The sequence below is a fragment of the Puniceibacterium sediminis genome, from assembly GCF_900188035.1.
GTDB classification, from domain to species: domain Bacteria; phylum Pseudomonadota; class Alphaproteobacteria; order Rhodobacterales; family Rhodobacteraceae; genus Puniceibacterium; species Puniceibacterium sediminis.
The window spans coordinates 91135-107806 of record NZ_FZNN01000005.1 but is presented as its reverse complement, the minus strand read 5'-3'; the positions used below and the strand labels follow the sequence as shown (position 1 = coordinate 107806).

General features: G+C 59.4%; 13 protein-coding genes and 2 pseudogenes. 6 read left to right on the top strand and 9 right to left on the bottom strand.

Going from position 1 to position 16672, the window contains the following annotated elements:
• Nucleotides 1-73: 73 nt before the first annotated feature.
• The 3 genes and pseudogenes from CHB75_RS07515 to CHB75_RS07510 form a co-directional block, all read right to left on the bottom strand.
• Nucleotides 74-1242: pseudogene (locus CHB75_RS07515) on the bottom strand (IS3 family transposase).
• Nucleotides 1243-1311: 69 nt separating this feature from the next.
• A pseudogene (locus CHB75_RS22460) lies at nucleotides 1312-1416 on the bottom strand (IS1 family transposase); the annotation flags it as partial.
• A gap of 146 nt (nucleotides 1417-1562) precedes the next feature.
• A complete protein-coding gene (locus CHB75_RS07510; protein WP_089269921.1) occupies nucleotides 1563-2126 on the bottom strand; it encodes a carboxymuconolactone decarboxylase family protein in 564 nt (187 codons plus the stop codon).
• A gap of 157 nt (nucleotides 2127-2283) precedes the next feature.
• Between CHB75_RS07510 and CHB75_RS07505 the strand changes: the two genes are divergently transcribed.
• Complete coding sequence (locus tag CHB75_RS07505) at nucleotides 2284-2883, top strand: TetR/AcrR family transcriptional regulator (RefSeq protein WP_089269920.1); 600 nt, start codon at nucleotides 2284-2286, stop codon at nucleotides 2881-2883.
• On the opposite strand, the gene CHB75_RS07500 is transcribed toward CHB75_RS07505, so the two are convergent.
• The 6 genes from CHB75_RS07500 to CHB75_RS07475 form a co-directional block, all read right to left on the bottom strand.
• Entirely contained in the window at nucleotides 2880-4247 is a 1368-nt protein-coding gene (locus CHB75_RS07500; protein WP_089269919.1) for an MATE family efflux transporter, read from the bottom strand. The two genes, CHB75_RS07505 and CHB75_RS07500, sit on opposite strands and share 4 nt — an antisense overlap.
• Nucleotides 4248-4285: 38 nt before the next feature.
• Nucleotides 4286-5566, bottom strand: coding sequence for a TRAP transporter large permease (locus tag CHB75_RS07495; protein WP_089269918.1), 1281 nt, complete (start codon nucleotides 5564-5566; stop codon nucleotides 4286-4288).
• Between the two features lie 2 nt (nucleotides 5567-5568).
• On the bottom strand, nucleotides 5569-6099 hold the full coding sequence (locus CHB75_RS07490) for a TRAP transporter small permease (RefSeq protein ID WP_089269917.1): 531 nt from the start codon (nucleotides 6097-6099) through the stop codon (nucleotides 5569-5571).
• A 79-nt stretch (nucleotides 6100-6178) separates the two neighbouring features.
• Nucleotides 6179-7174: a TRAP transporter substrate-binding protein gene (locus CHB75_RS07485; RefSeq protein ID WP_089269916.1), complete on the bottom strand. Its 996-nt coding sequence runs from the start codon at nucleotides 7172-7174 to the stop codon at nucleotides 6179-6181.
• 243 nt (nucleotides 7175-7417) lie between these two features.
• Complete coding sequence (locus tag CHB75_RS07480) at nucleotides 7418-8110, bottom strand: GntR family transcriptional regulator (protein WP_089269915.1); 693 nt, start codon at nucleotides 8108-8110, stop codon at nucleotides 7418-7420.
• Between the two features lie 81 nt (nucleotides 8111-8191).
• Entirely contained in the window at nucleotides 8192-9454 is a 1263-nt protein-coding gene (locus tag CHB75_RS07475) for an enolase C-terminal domain-like protein (protein ID WP_089269914.1), read from the bottom strand.
• A gap of 189 nt (nucleotides 9455-9643) precedes the next feature.
• Here CHB75_RS07475 and CHB75_RS07470 point away from each other — a divergent pair, with 189 nt between their 5' ends.
• The 5 genes from CHB75_RS07470 to CHB75_RS07450 all read left to right on the top strand — a co-directional run bounded on the left by CHB75_RS07470 (nucleotide 9644) and on the right by CHB75_RS07450 (nucleotide 16657).
• Complete coding sequence (locus tag CHB75_RS07470; protein ID WP_089269913.1) at nucleotides 9644-10747, top strand: ABC transporter ATP-binding protein; 1104 nt, start codon at nucleotides 9644-9646, stop codon at nucleotides 10745-10747.
• Complete coding sequence (locus CHB75_RS07465; RefSeq protein WP_217898765.1) at nucleotides 10744-11739, top strand: ABC transporter permease; 996 nt, start codon at nucleotides 10744-10746, stop codon at nucleotides 11737-11739. Before CHB75_RS07470 ends, CHB75_RS07465 begins: the two co-directional genes overlap by 4 nt.
• A gap of 13 nt (nucleotides 11740-11752) precedes the next feature.
• The gene (locus CHB75_RS07460; protein ID WP_089269911.1) at nucleotides 11753-12634 is read left to right on the top strand and encodes a carbohydrate ABC transporter permease; all 882 of its coding nucleotides are present in this window, start codon (nucleotides 11753-11755) and stop codon (nucleotides 12632-12634) included.
• Nucleotides 12635-12660: 26 nt separating this feature from the next.
• Entirely contained in the window at nucleotides 12661-14208 is a 1548-nt protein-coding gene (locus tag CHB75_RS07455; protein ID WP_089270027.1) for a type 2 periplasmic-binding domain-containing protein, read from the top strand.
• A gap of 97 nt (nucleotides 14209-14305) precedes the next feature.
• Nucleotides 14306-16657 (top strand): DUF4962 domain-containing protein, encoded by a 2352-nt coding sequence (locus CHB75_RS07450; protein ID WP_089269910.1) that lies wholly within the window; start codon nucleotides 14306-14308, stop codon nucleotides 16655-16657.
• Nucleotides 16658-16672: the final 15 nt, after the last annotated feature.

The following is a 16672-nucleotide window of genomic DNA, read 5'->3' as shown; positions in this document are numbered from 1 at the left end:
TCGCCTGTCTCACGCGACTGGTGCTCGGCGATTGGGTAATCCCCCCGTTTTTAACGGGGTGCGTCCGTAGAACTTACGCGGCCATTTTCAGTTTCTGGGCGGGAGTGATGCCGCCGATGCCCATGTTCGGGCGGTCATTGTTGTATGTCCATAGCCATTGCGTGGCGTGATCTTGCGCCTCCTCTATGCTTTCGATGATGTATTGATCCAGCCACTCATGCCGGACCGTGCGGTTGTAGCGCTCGATGTAGGCGTTCTGTTGCGGCTGCCCAGGTTGGATGTGCTGGATCGTAACCCCTTGTTCCTCGGCCCATTCCATTAGCTTTCCACTGATGTATTCCGGGCCGTTGTCGACCCTTACGGTGCCGGGCTTGCCGCGCCATTCGATGATGGGGTTGAGGCTCCGGATGACCCTTTCGGCGGGCAAGGAAAAATCCACTTCGATACCCAAGCCCTCGCGGTTGAAGTCGTCCAGAACGTTCAAGAGCCGGAATGCGCGACCGTCCCCAAGGCGATCGGCCATGAAGTCCCCTCTCAGCGATGCTTTGCATCGCCTGCCGGGCAATGATCGACCAGGTCACGTTCGGTGCCTCTGGCACCGCAAGCGCATCGGGTTTGTCGCGTTTCAACCGTTTCCGGGGTTTGATTGTCACCCGGCAGGGCATTGCGCGAAGCCAATGTCCCGAGAGGGGCGCAAGTTCAGCTCAAGTTCGCAGTAGATCCGGTAAACCCTTTTGTGATTCCAGGGATGGCCTTTGACGTTGCGCAAATGCAGGAAGCACAGCCTAAATCCCCAAGTCTTCCGGGCCTCGGTTAACCCAACAAGCAGATCGGCTATCTGCTCATTCTCGTCGCTCAGCAGGGGGCTGTAGCGATAACAAGTCTCGCTGACCCCGAAGGCTCGGCAAGCCAGCGCAATGCTGACCCCACGGCGCGCCACCGCATTCTCGGCCATCTCCCGGCGGTGAGACGGCCCAATTACTTTTTTCCAAGGGCTTCCTTCAACAGATCAGCCTGCATGCTCAGATCTGCATACATCCGCTTCAGGCGCCGGTTCTCATCTTCCATGGCCTTCATCTGGCTGATCATGGACGCGTCCATGCCGCCATACTTCGCCCGCCACTTGTAGAACGACGCATTGCTCATGCCATGCTCACGGCAAAGCTCTGCCACCGGCACTCCGCCTTCGCCCTGGCGCAGGATCGAAAGGATCTGCGCCTCAGTGTATCTGCTTGTCTTCATTCAGAATCTCCTCATGCATCTTGCCGAGAAAATTCTACTTATGCAGCCCCTTACTTTCGGGGAGGATTACCATGCGTCTGTAACGGCCTTGAGGTATGCGCCGTGACCGTCTGTTGTAAGCTGGATACGTGTGGCGAGACGCGAGGCCAGATCAAACATGAACTCACGCGCCGTTGACATGCCATGCCTCTTGGGGAAAAACGGATAGTGTCCGAGGATGTGGTGGACTGGAGGTCCTATCGCGGAATCAAATCAACCCTCGGACGCGCCGGTAATGACACGTCCGAAGATATTTAAGAATCGTAGCAGATCACGTGATTTTAACGACCCGATTTCGGAGTCCACGCGAATTTCTGCATGACCTGATCCACCGGGGTGTCGGCGATGTGATTGATGTAGTTGCTCATCACCTTTTGCGCGAGGCCGAGCACGACTTCGAGAACGTGGCGCTGTTCGTAGCCCGCATCGTAAAAGGTCTGCAACGCGTCGTCGCTGACGCTGCCACGGTCGCGGACCATGGCGAGTGTGAAGCTGCGCAGCGACTCGAGCCTGGTGGTGGGCAGGGGCGTTTCGTCGCGTAGTGCGTTCGAGATGTCGTCGCTGACTCCCATCATCTTGGCGATTCCGGTGTGGGCGGGGACGCAATAGTGGCATTGATGTTCGACGTTGATCGTCTGCCAGACCACGGTTTTTTCATCAGCGTCAAAGGCGGTCTGCTCAGCAAAGAGCCGGTGCAGGACCTGATAGCCTTCGAAGGCGGCGGGGGAGGCGGACAGAACGCTGTGCAGGCCGGGCAGTCGACCAAATGCCTTTTTCGATTTTTCGATCAGGGGCACGGAGGCTGCTGGCGCGTTCGTTTCATCAAGACGGGCGAGTGTGGACATGGGTCTCTCCTTGTTTTGCCGTTCTGGACGGCGGGTTCTAAACCCAGATGGAGGTTTTTGAACGATCACTCAAGTAATATTTGAGTGATCGTTCAAAATTGGGTGAGGCGCGCCGGACGGCCTTTTGTACGAAGGCTGAAAGGTGTATTGATCACCAATGCCCAGAGAACCTGCATATGACCGTGATGTGGCCCTGAATACCGCGATGTCCCTGTTCTGGGCCAAAGGGTATCACACCACCTCGATGCGCGATCTGGAGCTGGCGTTGAAGATGCGCCCGGGATCAATCTATGCCGCCTTTCACAACAAGGAGGGTTTGTTCCGCGCCACGCTGGAGCTCTACGCAAAGCGGATGGAGGCGGACCTGTCGCGACAGATCGAGGAGTCGGCCTCTCCTTTGGGGGCACTGCAGCGGTACCTGTTGTCGCTGGGCGGGCTGGAGCGGTGCGAGAAGCCTTCGACCGCCTGCATGCTGGTGAAGTCGCTGCTCGAAATTCACGAGGATCAGCCCGAGTTACGAGACGTGGTGCTGGGCCATCTGGAATGCGTCCGAAGACTGCTGGCGGAGGGATTCGAAAAGGCGCGTTTGGCTGGGGAGTTGCCGATGGATGTGGATACTGACCGACTGGCGCGGCGGATGCAAACCTATGTCTTTGGGCTCAAGATTCAGGCACAGCGCGAGACGGATCCGGCGGCGATGCAGCATCTGGTGCAGGATCTGGCGGATGAATTCGCCCGGTTGGGGCACGCGGCCTAGACCATTGCCTTTTTCCAGTGGCCCTTGAACATGCGCAGGTGGAAGGGCGGGAATTTTACCAGTTCCTCCAGCAGGAACAGCGAAAACACCCAGCCGACCGGCGCGCCCATATAAACCAGCGCAGCGGTGGCGGGCACGCGGAACAGCCATTGCGACCAGACAAAGATGTGCATGACATAGACAGTCTCGCCGCCGGCGCGCAGGGTGTTGCCACAGATCGCGTTTGAATTCTTTGGGAAGGGCAGGAACAGCAGCGTCGGTAGAAAGATCAGCAGCGCGGCGCGGGTTTCGGGCTGAAGATCGCTATAGATCCAGCCGGAGGACAGGCAGACCGTGACATAGATGGCAGACACCACGAATGACGTGACGAAGGCCCCCCGCCACGCCTGACGCAGGAAATTGTCCAGAACTTGTTCCGGTGCGCCACGCCCCAGGAACTGTGCCACGAGGATGCCGGTGGCCTGTGCCCAGCACATGCCGACCGTGCCGACTACCATGATCCACGGCTGGATCAGCGTCATCGCGGCGAATTCGTTCACGCCAAGCCGGGCATAGATCAGGGTGCAGACGCTGCCGGCGAGGTTCGCGCTGATGAAGGTCGCCGCGACCGGCAGAGAAAAGGCAAGGTGGCGGCGCAGTGCGCGCCAGAGGCTGCCGTGCAGCCATCCCGGTGCGCGCAGGGAGGGGCCGTTTTCGCGCAGCAGGTGGTGGGCCAGGTACCACGCGCGCACCACCGCAGAGACCGCGCTGCCAAGTGCGGCCCCAGTGACACCAAAGGCGGGAAAACCGAATAACCCGTAGATAAGCACAAGGCTGACCACGATGTTGATGGGCACCGCGTAGAGGTAGCTGTAGAACGGACGCCGGGTTTCGCCGCAGCCGTTGAAATGCGCCGACAGGCTTTGCCCCGCGGCTTCGGCCAGCACGACGATGGTGAAAACGGCGAGGTACTGCTTGGCCTCGCTGGCGATCCACAGACTGTGCGCGCCGCCGTCGATGATCGGCCCGGCGGCGAACAGGGTGATGATCAGCCCGATCAGTGCCGCAGAAACGTTGACGATCAGCCCACACCAGAACCCGGTCTTGAGTGCGACGGGCTGTGTGGTGCCGAACCCCTGCGCCACGAGGATCTGCGTGGCGTTGGAAAAGGCCAGCAGGATGCCCAGCAAAAGCCCGCCGACGGCGCTGGCCAGACCCAAGGCGGCCAGTGCCTCTTCGCCCAGACCGGCGATCAGGAAGGCGTCGATCACGACGACGCCGTGCAGCATCATGGCGCGCAGGGTCATCGGCCAGGCCATGTCGAAGATGGCCCGTGTGGGCGACAGTGCGCCGTCCGTTGCAGCGCCCGTTTCAGCGGTGGTCAAGATGCAGTTCCTTTGGTTCTGCGGTTTCGCTCAACAAGTCATTCAAGGACGGAGGGTAACCAGAGCGATACCCCCGGCACATAGGTCACCAGCATCAGCGCGACAAAGATGGCGAGGTAGAAGGGCCAGATCGTTCTGAGCGCCTCTTCCAGCTTGATCTTGCCCACGGCGCAGCCGACGAACAGGCAGGTGCCCACGGGGGGCGTGCAGAGGCCCAGCCCGAGGTTGATCAGCATCATGATCCCGAACTGCGTCGGGTCCATGCCCAGCCCCTTGGCGATGGGTAGGAAGATCGGCGTGCAGATCAGGATCAGTGCCGCCATGTCCATGATCATGCCCAGCAGCAGCAAGATGACGTTGATCATCAGCAGGATAATGATGGGGTTGTCCGAAATGGACACCAGAAGCGCGCTCAGCTTCATCGGAACCTGATAGAGAGCGAGAAGGTAGGCAAAGGAACTGGCAAAGGCGATCAGGATCATCACCATCGCCGTGGTGCGAACTGCCCCGGTCAAGGCTGTGATAAAGGATTTCAACGTCAGACTGCGGTAATAGAATGTCGTCAGCAGGACGGCGTAAATCGCGCCGAAAGCGCCGGATTCGGTTACAGTGAACACGCCCGACAGGGTGCCGCCGACGATGATGACAGCGGTAAAGAATCCGGGCAGGGCGTCGGCAGCCGTGGTGCCGACGGCGCGCCAGCCGGGGAAAGCCTCGGACGGGTAGTTGTGTCTGATTGACAGGATGTAGGCCGCAATGGCTAGGCAGACGCACATCAGGATGCCCGGGACCACACCCGCCAGGAACAGCTTGGAAACGGATATGCCGCCGCCCGCCGCCACGGCAAAGATGATCATGTTGTGGCTGGGAGGGATGACGATACCTGCGATCGAGGATGTCACGGTGACATTCACCGCGAAATCGGCGCGATACCCGCGTTCCTTCATCACCGGCACCAGCAACGAGCCGAGCGCCGAAATGTCGGCCACGGCTGACCCCGAGATGCCGCCGAAGAGCATGGACGAGAAGATGTTGACCATCGCAAGTCCGCCGCGAAAGTGCCCGACAAGGGCCGAGGCGAGTTTCACCAAGCGCTTGGCGATGCCGCCGTGCAGCATGATTTCGCCCGCGAAGACAAAGAAGGGGATGGCGAGCAGTGAAAACACCGTGACGCCGGCGGTGGCGCGCTGAAAGGTGATCAGCATCGGAAAACCTTCGTACCAGAAGGCGGCGGCGGCGGCGATGCCCATGGCAAAGGCCACAGGCGCGCCGATCACGACTCCGGCACCAAAGACGCACAGCAGAATAGCAAGACCCACGGTTAGAATTCCTTGAAAAGGGCTTCGGGATCCCAGGATCCGAAGGACAGGATACGCAGCAGGCCGCGCAGGCCGGCGAACAGCAGGACAAGCGCGCCACAGGACGTGATGGCCAGCGTGCGAAAACTTTCGGGGATGTTCAGCATGGGCAACATGGTGTCCCAGCCGAACCGCATCAGCGTGACGCCCGCGATCAGCATGACCGCGCCAAAGGCCGCAAGGGCAAAGTCGATGGCGATCATCAGTACCTTGCGTGCGCCGGGCGGCAGCATGTCGCGAAACAGGGTGACGCCGATGTGGGTGTCTTCCTGAACCCCGGCGGCGGCACCCAGAAAGGCGATGTAGCAGACTAGGATCAGGGCAAGCTGTTCCACCCAGGTCGGGGTGACGTTCAGCACATAGCGCCCGAAGACCAGCCAACCGAAGGTTGCGATCAGCACGACGAGCGCGGTGGCAGCGACAGCCATGCACAGGCCGCGGATCAGGTCGAGCAGGTGCGAGACGGTTTGGATAAATGGGGACTGGGGCGACATCTGGGGCTCCGGGAATGCCGTGATCTTGGCTAACGGCCCACCCCGAAAAGGGGTGGGCCGACATGACAAGCGGTGCAGATTATTTCGCGTCGCGGATCATGTTGACCAGATCGGTCAGGCCCGGATTGGCCGCGAGAAACGAATCGTAGACCGGGGCCATTGCCGTCTGGAACGGCGCCTTGTCGGCGATCATGTTCACCTCGGTTCCGCCTGCCTTGACCTTTTCCAGGCTGGCGGCCTCACGCTTGGCCCAGAGTTCGCGCTGAAGGTTGGCACTGGTGCGGCCTGCCTCCATCACGACGGACTGCTGCTCGGCTGTCAGCTTTTCCCAAGACTTGAGGCTCATGCACAGGCACTCGGGGATGATGAGATGCTCGGTCATCGAGTAGTACTTGGCCACTTCAAAGTGATTGGTGGATTCATAGGACGGCGGGTTGTTTTCGGCTCCGTCCACGACACCGGTCTTGATCGACTGATAGACTTCGCCAAAAGCCATCGGTGTAGCGTTGCCATCCATGGATTCGACCATCTTGACGAACAGATCGTTGGACATGACGCGGATTTTCAGGCCCTCGACATCGGTGGGGGTATTGATTGGGTGAACCGAATTGTAGAATGATCGTGCGCCGGCGTCATACCAGCCCAGCGGCACGATGCCCTTGGCCTTGAGACCTTCGCCGATTGCGTCGCCCACCGCGCCGTCCATTAGTTCGTACATCTTGGGGATGCTCGGAAAGATGAAGGGCAGGGACACGACGTTGGCTTCGGGAACCGACTGGCCCATGGGTCCAAGGCTGAATTCACCGAAATCGATCACGCCCAGGCGGATCTGCTCGATTGCATCCGGCTGATCGCCCAGAACGCCGTTGTGATAGATCTTTGCGGTGACCTCACCGCCGGTTTTTTCCGCGACTTCGGCGGCAAAACTCTCCATCGCGATGGAGACGGGGTAATCGTCGACGTGGATGTTCCAGCCGCGCAGTTCGGTGGCCGATGCGACACCGGCAAAAGCCGTCAGCGCCGTGCTGATAGTGACAGCTGTGGCGATGCATTTCAGTGGCAGACAAAAGGTCATGGTTTCCTCCCTAATCCCTCTTTTTGTAACGCTTGCGACCCGGGAGTCGCCTCGCGTCATGAATCTTGTATACTAGTATAAGAATTTTTTGGAAGAAAATTGTTCAGCTGTTTAGAGTTTTTGCTTCAGGTCGCGTATCGAGTGGGAAATTGGCTGTCGCACAGGGGACCTAGCTGCGGCGCAATGCATTGCGCGCAGTCTATGAACCGATCAACAGTTCTGGAAATGCCCGGTGGTGGGATTTCAGTCGTCGTCTGTTTCGAAATAAGCGGCGTTGCGGGTTTTGATCGATTCAATGGTGGAGTCGAGACGAGAGAGGTGCAGCATGCCCGCTTCCACAGCCTCTTCGGGTTTGCCTGCGATGACCATCGCGGCAATCTGTTCATGATCTTCAATGAGCTGGGGCATACGATCCTCTTTCGACAGGCCTAGCATGCAAAGCCTGTCGACCTTGGCCTTTTCTGCGGAAATCACATCAAAAGCATATTCGACGTCGGCGATGTCGCACAGCAGTTTGTGAAATTCGTAATCCAGCGTGCCGAACGCAGCATAGTCCTGATCCGCCAGCAGGTTTCGCTGACGTTGCAGGCTGTCCTCAAGCAGTTTCGCGCCGTCTTTGTCGCAGAGTCGCGCCGCGCGCCGCAACACTTCGGATTCGACCGAGGCGCGCACGAACCGGGCTTTTTCGATGGCGCGGACAGAAAACCGCCTAACCTCAGTCGCCTTTTGGGGGCGGATCAGCAGCAGATCCAGATTGGCGAGCCGCACAAACGCATCCCGAACAGGCTGGCGTGAGACGCCAAATCGGGCCGCGATATCCGTTTCGGAAATCTTCGTCCCGGGCAGCAGGCGCAGCGATGTGATTTCATCATATAGATGATTGGCAACGAGATCCACGCCGGTCCGCCGGTCCCAAGTCTGTGTCGTATCCGCCATATGTCACTCTCCAATGCTGGATTGTCTTAGCCAATCGTGCCGCCACTATCCAGCAATCCGATATGTTGATGTGCGTACAGATTACCATCGTGGAACCTTGCGAACGTAATCCGGCACGTATTTTAGCATTTCGTCTGTGTCGTCCCGGTCGCGCACCATGGTGCGGCTGTAAAGATCGTGCAGGTCGGCCAGTGCGTCCCTGTCCAATTCCACGCCAAGGCCGGGCGTGGTCGGGACCGGCCATGTGCCATCCGCAAAGGGCCGTCGCCCACCCTTGACGATATCATGCGACGACCACGGATAATGCGTGTCGCAGTCATAGGTAAGATTCGGGGTCGAGGCAGCGACATGAAGCATCGCAGCCAGTGAAATGCCGAGGTGCGAATTTGAATGCATCGACACGCCGAGCCCGGCTGCGCGGCACATCTGGCCCAAGTGAATCGAGCCGGTCGCGCCACGCCAGTAATGCGGGTCGGACAGAACGATTTGCACGGCATTCTTGCGAACAGCCTCGAACACTTGCTCAAATTCCACCACCACGAGGTTGGTGGCCAGCGGCATATCTGTCTGGACCGAAAGCTCGGCCATGGCGTCCATGCCGCGGCAGGGGTCTTCGAGGTATTCCAGTACACCGCCTTCTACGCCACCCAGCGCTTTGATGACACGCAGGGCTGTCGGCACGGTCCATGCCCCCATTGGGTCGATGCGCAGCGGATGATGCGGAAAGGCCTCGCGCAGCTTGAGCAGGGTTTCGATTTCCAGGTCCGGTTCCAACACCCCGCCCTTGAGCTTGAGCGAGCGGAATCCATATTCGCCGACCATCCAGCGTGCCTGATCGACCAGCGCGTCCGGGGTCATCACTTCGCCAAGAATATCGGGGCCAAAGGTCAGATCCTGCTTTGCGAATTTGAAGAACAGATAGCCCCCAAAGGATACAGTGTCGCGTACCGCGCCCCCCAGCAGTTTATGCACCGGGCGTCCGGCCTGTTGGCCTGCAAGGTCAAGGCAGGCAATCTCGAATGCGCTATAGACGACATCTACCAGTTTGTGATCGGCCAACGCCGTCGGGGCGTTTACGCCGCCCGCATCAGGCAATGCGGTCTCTGTCCTTTGGCGCAGATCGTTCAGGTTCCATGGGTCCAACCCTTCCAGCATCGGCGCTACCGATCTTAGCCCGGCAAGCGTGCGCGCGGCACCATAGGTTTCGCCCAGACCGACCCGGCCACAGTCGGTTTCCACCTCGATCACCGAGCGCAGAAAGACGGGCTGGTGAACGCCTTTTGTATTGGCAAGCGGCACATCCGGCACGGCGATCGGCGTGACCCTAATTTCAACGATGCGCATCATCTCTCCTCTGGGGATGGGGATTTTGAGTCTCTCGCGTTTAAATATAATACTAGTAGCCAAGATTGTAAACTAGTATACAAGTCATGCTGGAGGAGCGAATCGCGTTCCGGCCTGCCATCCCACAGGTTGCAGAGCGACCAGGGATTACCACGCAGGCTGACGCGGCCATTTTTAGGGAGAGGCGCCATGTCGGGTGTTCGACTGGACGGAATCGTCAAGGCCTACGGGGCGCTACAGGTTGTCCATGGCATTGACCTTGAAATCGCGGACAAGGAATTCGTCGTTCTTGTTGGGCCATCCGGCTGCGGAAAATCCACGACGCTGCGGATGATCGCGGGGCTCGAAGAAATCTCGGACGGGACGCTGACCATCGAAGACCGTGTGATGAACCGGGTCGCGCCAAAGGATCGCGATGTGGCGATGGTGTTCCAGAACTACGCGCTGTATCCGCATTTGAACGTCGCGGAAAACATCGCATTCGGCCTGCGCATCCGCAAGGAAAGCAAAGAGGTCATCGCATCCTCGGTTGAGGAAGTTGGCGGTATCCTTGGCCTCACGCCTTACCTTGAACGGCGCCCGGCGGACCTGTCGGGTGGTCAGCGCCAGCGCGTCGCCATGGGCCGCGCCATTGTGCGCCGCCCCAAGGTGTTCCTGTTTGACGAACCGCTATCGAACCTTGACGCCAAACTGCGCACCCAGATGCGCGCCGAGATCAAGCGCCTTCATAAACGGTTGGGCGCGACCAGCATCTATGTAACCCACGATCAGGTCGAAGCGATGACACTGGCCGACCGTATTGTCGTTATGCACGACGGACGGATCGAACAGATCGGCACCCCGATGGAGCTGTTCCTGAATCCCGCCAATGCCTTTGTAGCGGGTTTCCTGGGCGCACCTCCGATGAACCAGATTAAGGCCGTGATCGCCGCAGGTGACAGGGCCCCCGTGGCGCAGTTTGACGGGCAATCGCTGGAGCTGGCACCGCTACCGGGCCTGCAGAATGCCGTGGGGCGCGAAGTTATCGTCGGCGTCCGACCTGAATACGCAACCATAGTGACCGAGCCTCAGTCAAACAGCGTGGCCTGCGATCTGGATCTGGTGGAAACCCTGGGGTCCGAGGCGCTGCTGCACACCATGATCGCCGGGGATCCCTTCGTGATCCGGACAGAGACTCTGGGCAACATGGAGCGTCTCAACGCGGTCAGCGGATTTACCGTCGAACCGCATTTGATCAAGGTGTTCGACGCCAAGACAGGGGCGGCCCTTTCTGGCCAGACGCGTGTCGCATGATGGATCCAAACAACACGACCGGAGGGTCGACCGAAGAACTGGTCGCTGAGGCCAAAGAGGCCCTGCGAATTCGCCGCCCCGGCCGGGTTCAGCGTGTCGGCGACCACCTGCGCCGCGAATGGCAGCTTTATGTGCTGCTGCTACCCACCATCATCTGGCTGCTCGTGTTCCTGTACAAGCCGATGTACGGGCTGCAGATCGCGTTCAAGGATTTCAGCGTGTTCCGCGGTGTCGCGGGCAGTCCCTGGGTCGGGCTGGAACATTTCTATACGTTGTTCGGCAACGATCAGTTCCTGCGGGCGCTACGCAACACGATCTACATTAGCATGCTGAGCCTGGTTTTCGGCTTTCCCATGCCGATTCTGCTGGCGCTCATGTTCAACGAAGTGCTGCACCAGACCTTTAAGAAGACGGCGCAGACCATCGTTTACCTGCCGCACTTCATCAGTTCCGTGATCATCGCCGGTATTGTCATCACGGCCTTTTCGCCATCTGCGGGCATCGTCAACACGATCATGGGATGGTTCGGGGTCGATCCGGTGTATTTCCTGACCAAGGCCGAATGGTTCAGGCCGATCTTTGTCGGCACCACGATCTGGCAAGAGGCCGGCTTCCAATCCATCGTCTACCTCGCCGCAATCGCCGGTATCTCGCCCACGCTATACGAAAGCGCGGTCGTGGACGGGGCATCGCGATGGCAGATGGTGTGGAAAATCACCGTGCCGTCGATCCTGCCGACGATCATCATCATGCTGATCATTCGTATCGGCAACATGCTCGAAGTCAGTTTCGAGATGATCATCCTGCTCTACCAGCCTGCGACCTATGAGACGGCGGATGTGGTCAACACCTTCATCTACCGGCAGGGCATCCAGGGCGGTCAATACGATCTTGCCGCCGCCGCGGGTCTGTTCAACGCCGTTGTCGCCTTTGTTCTGGTGATGAGCGCGAACACGATTTCCAAGCGCTATTCACGCACATCGCTGTGGTGAGGAGGACAGGACCATGCTGAACATGAATCTCTATTCACGCGGCGACAAGGCCTTTGTGATCCTGAACATGGTGCTGATCGGGATGTTCACACTCTCGGCGCTGTATCCCTTCATCTACATTGCGTCGCTGTCGATGAGCACCGGTTTCGAAGCTCGCGCTGGCAATGTGATCCTGACGCCCGTGGGCTTCACGCTTGAGGCTTACAAGCAGGTTCTGTCCGAGCCGATGTTCTGGATCTCGTACAAGAACACCTTTATCTACACGATCTTCGGCACGCTGATGAGCCTCGCGTTCATCATCCCCGGTGCCTATGCCCTGTCGCGTTCGCAACTGTACGGGCGCAGATTCTGGAACCTGATGGTGGCCTTCACCATGTGGTTTCACGCCGGGATGATCCCGTTCTTTCTGAACATGCGGGATCTGGGGCTGCTCGACAGCTATTTCGGCATCATCATCGGTTTCGCGGTCAACGGCTTCAACATCATCCTGCTGCGCAACTTCTTTGAAGGCATCCCGCAGAGCTTTGAAGAGGCTGCGCGGATGGATGGCGCCAACGAATTCCAGGTGCTTTGGAAGGTCTACATGCCGCTGTCGAAACCGGCCATCGCGACCGTGGCGCTGTTTTGCATCGTGTCGCGCTGGAACGGATTCTTCTGGGCGATGGTGCTGCTTCAGGACGAGGACAAGATCCCGCTGCAGGTTTATCTGCGCCACGTCATCGTCGAACTGTCCGATGACGAGACCTTTGCCAACACTCTGCTCACCTCGGTCTATTCGTTCGAGACGGTGAGTGCCGCGATCATCGTCTGCTCGATCATCCCGATCCTGCTGATTTACCCGTTCCTGCAGAAGTACTTCAACAAGGGCATGTTGCTCGGTGGAGTCAAGGAATGACCATCTTGCGCAATAGGGAGGAAACCATGCGTACATTCACTCTCGCCTCGGCTTTTCTGGCGACTTCGGCGCTGACCGCGCCCGCCTTCGCCGATAGCCATCTTCAGGTCGTCGACAAGCCGATGGAACTGACGATCCACATGCACTGGCCCCGCGCCCAGGGTTATGACGAAAGCTACACGGTCGAGAAAAAGGCCTGTGAGCTGACGAACATCTGCCTCAAGGATGCAACGGCGGGGCGCAACAGCACCGACAGCAACGAGGCGATGAACCTGCTGATCGCCCAAGGAAACATGCCCGACATCGTTGGCGGTCACCTGATCCAGCAGCCGGTGAACCAGTACGGACCCGAAGGCGCCTTTCTACCGTTGAACGATCTGGTCAAAGAACATGCGCCGCACATCCAGGCCTTTTGGGACAGTCACCCTGGCCTGATGGAGGCGATTTCCTCCTACGATGGCAACTATTACTACATCCCCTATCTGCCAGACGGCAAATACGGTCGGGCGTGGTATGTGCGTCAGGACTGGCTCGACAAACTGGGGCTGGAACAGCCGCAGAACGTAGAAGAGCTGCACGCCGTCCTGACCGCGTTCCGCAACGACGATCCGAACGGCAACGGGCTGAAGGATGAAATTCCCTACTTCTCGCGCCAGTGGGAAGAGGTGAACCGCCTTCTGACGCTGTGGGATGCACGTTCCTCGGGGTCGGACACCTATCACGACTTCTACGTGAACGATGAGGGTAAGGTGGTGCATCCCTACGCACAGCCCGCCTATCGGGGCGCGCTGGCCAATGTGGCGCAGTGGTACAAGGAAGGTCTGATCGACCCGGAAATCTTTACCCGCGGATCGTCGTCGCGCGATTATCTGCTGTCTGAAAACCTGGGTGGTGTGACTCATGACTGGTTCGCTTCGACCTCGGGGTACAACGACGCGCTCAAGGACAAGATCGAAGGCTTCAACCTCATACCGTTTCTGCCGCCGGAGTCTGCGGGTGGCGTGCGCATGGAAGAACATCGCCGCATCCCAATCAAGCCGGATGGCTGGGCGATTTCCTACATGAACGAGCACCCGGTCGAGACGATCAAGTATTTCGATTTCTGGTTCACTGACGAAGGTCGTCTTCTGTCAAACTTTGGTGTCGAAGGCGAAACCTGGGACATGGTGGACGGTCAGCCGATCTACAAACCCGAGGTGCTGAACAGCGACAGCCCGGTCAACAGTCAGATGTATCTGGTAGGCGCACAGATCCAGCGCGGGTTCTGGCAGGATTACCGTTACGAGGATCAGTGGACCTCCGAGGCGGCGCGCGAAGGCATCGCGCTTTATGACGCGAACGACCTGCTGATCGATCAGTTCCTGGGCGTTGCCTTCGACCAGGACGAACAAAAGGTCTATGACAAATTCTGGCCGTCCCTGCGCACCTACATGCTGGAGCGTCAGCAGGCCTGGATCCTTGGGTCCGGCGACGTGAAGGCGGACTGGGACAGCTATATCCAGACGCTCGACAAGATGGGCTACCAGCAGGTCATCGAAGTGATGAACGCAGCCTATCAACGTCAGTACAACTAGGGTCGGCCTTCTCCCGACCGACCCTGGTCGAGGGACGCGGCGTTGTGCCGCCGTGTCCCTCCCCTTTGCCCGTTCCCGCCAGCAAGGATGCCATGCCATGTCCACGGACACCCGAATACGCCCGACCCTTCCCACGCTTGATGAACCCAGAGCCGGTCGCCTGACAATCCAGTACGGCCCGACCGCGGAGACCGTGCTGGCCGAAAATCCGCCCCGGTTTTCCTGGATTCCGGTGATCGAGGACGAGGCAGTCTATACCCTTCGCGTCTCGACCGACGCGCGTTATCCCAAGGCCGCGACATATGTGTTCACGGGCATCCCGCTGAACTTTTTCACGCCGGACGCTGCGCTGCCTGCAGGGGATTATCACTGGTCTTATGCCCAGTGCGATGCTGCCGGTAAACCGTTGACCCGCTGGAGCACGGACCGTCGCTTTCATCTGCCCGACGGCCTGCCAGACACCCCGCTGGCCCCGCGTGCCAGCCGTTTCGACAGGGCGACACGCGCGCATCCGCGTCTGTGGCTGAGCCCCGAGCGTCTGACCCAGTTCCGTAAGGATGTGGCAGAGGACCCCGAGCATTGCACATGGTCCACCTTCCATGCCGGGTCCGTCCTGCCGTGGATGGAGCGTGACATCATCCCCGAACCCGCAGGATACCCGGATCACAAGCGCGTCGCGCATATCTGGCGGCAGACCTATATCGACTGTCAGGAGCTGCTTTATGCGATCCGCCATCTGGCGGTGGGCGGGCAGGTCACGCGGGACGCGGCCATGCTGGCCCGGGCCAAGGAGTGGCTGCTGAGCGCGGCACGCTGGAACCCCGCTGGAACCACGTCGCGTGCCTATACCGACGAATGGGCCTTCCGGGTGAACCTCGCGCTGGCCTGGGGCTATGACTGGCTGCACGACCAGTTGGACGAGGACGAGCGTGCACTGGTGCGCAAGGCCCTGTTGGAGCGGACCCGCCAGACGGCCGATCATCTGATCAAGCACGCCAACATCCAGTTGTTCCCGTTCGACAGCCACGCCGTGCGCGCCGTGTCTGCGGTGCTGATCCCCGCCGCCATTGCCCTTCTGGACGACGAACCAGAGGCCGAAGGCTGGCTGCACTATTCCGTTGAATTCCTGTTCACCGTCTATTCGCCCTGGGGCGATCACGACGGTGGTTGGGCCGAGGGTCCGCATTACTGGATGACCGGCATGGCGTATCTGATCGACGCCGCCAACCTGCTAAAGGGCTGGTCGGGCATCGACCTGTACCAGAGACCGTTCTTTCAGAAGACCGGGGATTTTCCGCTGTATACCAAGGCGCCCGACACCCGCCGTGCCACATTCGGTGACGACAGCACCATGGGCGATCTGCCTGCGATCAAGATTGGCTATAACCTGCGTCAGTATGCAGGCGTGACCGGTAACGGCGCCTATCAGTGGTATTACGACGAAATCAAACGCACCAACCCGGGCACCGAAATGGCGTTCTACAACTGGGGCTGGTGGGATTTCCGCTTTGATGAAATGCTCTACCGGACCGATTTCCCGATTGTAGAGGCCGTGCCACCATCCGACGATGACGCGATGCGCTGGTTCAAGGGGATCGGTTGGGTCGGGATTCAACACCGGATGCAGGACCCGGAAAACCACATCCAGTTCGTGATGAAATCCTCGCCCTTCGGGGCGATCAGTCACAGCCATGGCGACCAGAACGCATTCTGTCTGTCTGCCTTTGGCGAGGATCTGGCGATCCAGTCGGGTCACTACGTCGCCTTTAACAGCACCATGCATCAGAACTGGCGGCGGCAGACCCTGTCCAAGAACGCCATCCTCATCAACGGCAAGGGCCAGTATGCGGGCAAGGACAAGGCGCAGGCGATGCGCTCGACGGGGCGTCTTTTGGTGGCCGAAGACCGTGGCGATCACATCTTCATGCAGGGCGATGCGACGGCGGCCTACCAGACAATGTCGCCCGAGGTGACAAGCGTCCTGCGCGACATCTACTTCGTCAATCGCGAGTATTTCGTGATCGTCGACGCCATTGATGCGGAAACGCCGGTCAGCATCGACTGGCGGCTGCACGCCAATGCGCCAATGGCGCTGGGCGATAGCACCTTCCGCTATACCGGCGCAAAGGCGGGTTTTTACGGTCAGGTCCTGTGGTCCGAGGCCGGGGCGGCCACGCTGTCGCAGGACACCGGGTTTCCGGACGTCGACCCGTCCGAGATCAAGGGCCTGCCGGTCAGCACCTGCCTGACCGTACGTTTCCCTAAATCGACACGCCAGCGCATCGCCACACTGATCGTGCCTTATCCGCTGGCGGCACCCCGGCGGGTGTTCAGCTTTCTCGATGATCAGGGCTACGACTGCGACCTCTATTTCACGGATGCCGACAACAACAGCTTCAAGGTCGTCGTGCCAAAGACGTTCGACGTGGGCACTACACCGACAACCTGACAACGAACAATCAGA